This is a genomic window from Vibrio sp. 10N.222.49.C12, assembly GCF_041475025.1.
GTDB classification, from domain to species: domain Bacteria; phylum Pseudomonadota; class Gammaproteobacteria; order Enterobacterales; family Vibrionaceae; genus Vibrio; species Vibrio crassostreae_C.
Window position 1 is genome coordinate 1 of record NZ_JBFRVF010000066.1, and the last position, 2,421, is coordinate 2,421.

Annotated in this window: 2 protein-coding genes; both read left to right on the forward strand. The window is 49.1% G+C overall.

The window, feature by feature from the left end; translation table 11 throughout:
* Nucleotides 1–230: 230 nt before the first annotated feature.
* A complete protein-coding gene (gene istA / locus AB4583_RS18395; RefSeq protein ID WP_017101221.1) occupies nt 231–1,763 on the forward strand; it encodes an IS21 family transposase in 1,533 nt (510 codons plus the stop codon).
* A gap of 11 nt (nt 1,764–1,774) precedes the next feature.
* Nucleotides 1,775–2,421 (forward strand): IS21-like element ISVch3 family helper ATPase IstB (gene istB, locus AB4583_RS18400; RefSeq protein WP_372118679.1); only part of this gene is annotated, 647 nt, incomplete at its 3' end.

Sequence of the window (2,421 nt, forward strand, 5' to 3'; positions counted from 1 at the left end):
TGCATATTTCGGAGCATTCCGATCAGTCATTTCGGGATTATCCGATCACCCATTTCGGTTTAAACCGATCACTGATTCCGCGATTATCCGATCACTTTTAGCCTAACTCCGAAATCGGTGATCGGAATAGCGAAAACCGCGATCGGAATGCCCGAAATCCTTCCTTTTTCTCTTTTAAATCAATAGCTCGCTATTCTTTACTTCTTAAACAAGAACGTAAGGAAGCGACAATGGCCAAAAAGAGAACTCCAATGAACAAAATCAAAGAGGTATTACGCCTTAAGTACGACTGCGGTCTCTCCAATCGTGGTATCGCTTCTTGCCTGAAACTCGGCCCGTCCACCATATCGGAACTCCTTACTCGCTTTAAACAAAGCCAACTTGGCTGGCCTCTACCCGAAAGTTGCAGCGATGCTGATCTCACGCAAGCGCTGTATCACGGCAAGAAAGCCAGTCGCGATAAAGTCATGCCAGACTTCACTCAATACGCAGTCGAACTCAGACGTAAAGGCATGACAAAGATGTTGTTGTGGCAGGAATACCATGAGCAATATCAAGAACAAGCTTACGCTTACACTCAGTTCTGCGAGCACTTCACTCGTTGGTTCAAAACTCAAAAGCGCAGCATGCGCCAGCTCCATGTGGCAGGTGACAAGCTGTTTATCGATTACTGTGGGCCTCGGCTTCAAGTGGTCAACCCTGATACAGGTGAAGTGCGCGAAGCAGAAGTGTTCGTGGCGACCTTAGGTGCGTCCAATTACACCTATGTTGAAGCCTTCCCGAGTCAAGGTAAGTCTTACTGGTTAGAGGCGCATGCCAATGCGTTCGAGCACTTCGGTGGTGTACCACAGCTCTTGGTTCCCGATAATCTACGTAGCGCGGTCACCAAAGCCAATCGTTATGAGCCGAGACTTAACGACAGTTATCAAAAACTGGCGAATCACTATCAAACCGCAGTGATGCCAGCTCGCCCTTACAAACCGAAAGACAAAGCCAAGGCAGAGAATGCCGTGCTCCTAGTGGAACGCTGGATCATGATGCGACTACGACATCAAACCTTCCATACCTTCAAAGAGCTGAACCTTGCCATCCGTGAGCTTATGAATGACTTAAACGAACGTGAGATGAAACAGTATGGTGCGAGCCGCAAAGCGCTGTTCGACAAACTCGATAAGCCAGCGTTAAAGCCGCTACCTAAGCAGCGATACCTCTATACCGAAACCAAGCGAGCCAAGGTTGGGCCTGATTATCACATCGAATATCGCCGCCACTACTACTCGGTGCCACATCAACTTGTTGGTCACCATGTCGAACTGGAAGCCTCCAACCGTCTGGTGCAGATCTACCATCAAGGTAACTTGGTAGCCCAGCATCCACGCAGCCAAAGAGAGCGCGGAAACAGCACCCAACCAGAGCACATGCCGAGTAATCATCAACATCAGAAGTGGTCGCCTGGACGCCTGCTCAACTGGGGAGCCAATATCGGCCCAGCCACACGAGAAGTCATCAATAAGATGCTCTACTCCAAGCCTCATCCAGAGCAGTCGTATCGCTCCTGCCTTGGGCTGCTCAATCTGAGTAAAGCGCATGGCGAGTCGCGCTTAGAGCAAGCCTGTAAAGATGCGCTGATGCTGACAAAACCGAACTACACCTTCATCAACAATCTGCTGAAGAACAATCGTGAAGGACAACTGAGCAAAGACAACACGAGCACGCCGAACCTTGTTCATAGCAATGTCCGTGGCCCGAACTGTTATCACTAGGAGAAATACAAATGAACGCACTGAACGACCAACTCAAAACCCTCCGCTTGAGCCATGCAGTGAAAGCGTTAGAGCAGCAACAAGAACAACTGAGCACCTACGCAGAGCTGGACTTCGAGGAAAGGCTAAGCCTACTTCTGGAAAGTGAAATCTTGAATCGCAATCAGACAAAAATCCAACGCTTAAAACGGCAAGCCAAACTGAGAGTGGATGCTCAGCCGAGCCAACTCATCTACAAGGAGGGACGAAATCTCAATCGTAAACAGATGAGCGAACTTCTAACGGGCAGTTATCTACATAAGCACCAGAATATCTTGATCACAGGCCCAACAGGTGCTGGCAAAACGTATCTTGGCTGCGCACTGGCAACCAGTGCCTGCGACCAACAACACACGGTCAGATACTACCGATTAACTCGCCTGCTTGATGACCTGACCGCAGGTCGTCTGGACGGTAGCTATCAAAAGCAACTTCAATCGTTGGCTAAGAAAGCTCTACTAATCCTCGACGACTGGGGGATGGAAAAGCTAACCCAAGAGCATGCAGGTCACTTATTAGAAGTGCTTGAAGATCGTTACCAAAACAGCAGCACGATCGTCATCAGTCAGTTACCTGTAAAGGAGTGGTACAACATGATCGGTAACGCCACTGTCGCAGA